The sequence below is a fragment of the Prevotella sp. AM42-24 genome (assembly GCF_003461825.1).
GTDB classification, from domain to species: Bacteria; Bacteroidota; Bacteroidia; order Bacteroidales; family Bacteroidaceae; genus Prevotella; species Prevotella hominis.
In genome coordinates this window covers 1-362 of sequence record NZ_QTXV01000161.1, presented here as the reverse complement: position 1 = coordinate 362, position 362 = coordinate 1, and the positions used below count along the sequence as shown (strand labels likewise).

Sequence of the window (362 nt, the reverse complement as noted above, 5' to 3'; positions counted from 1 at the left end):
GTAATATTTGCATGACCGAGCAGTACGCTTACGGTCTTGTAGTCGCACAATGTTCGATACATCGAAAAGAACTTTTCTGTATGCCCAAATAAAGAAGTTGTTGAGAAAGTGAGAACTCATGTAAATACTTACGAGGACTCAATTCGCTACCATAACGAAATGATACAGATGGCAGCAATTAAAGATAGCATTGCTAATAGCCTATTTAAAGAGGCGAATGAAATAAAAAAGAAAATTAATCAGAAATAAAATTGGCTACAAGCGCATTCCATGCTTTGACAAGATAAGGAGAAATGAACTTCGCATCGTGTTCGATAGTGCAAGAGCTTGTCTATGTGGCACAGGACAAAATGATGTAAGTA

At 37.0% G+C, this 362-nt stretch carries 1 pseudogene; it reads right to left on the bottom strand.

What is annotated here, in order from left to right:
* A pseudogene (locus tag DW917_RS18235) lies at window positions 1-100 on the bottom strand (site-specific integrase); the annotation flags it as partial.
* Window positions 101-362 lie beyond the last annotated feature (262 nt).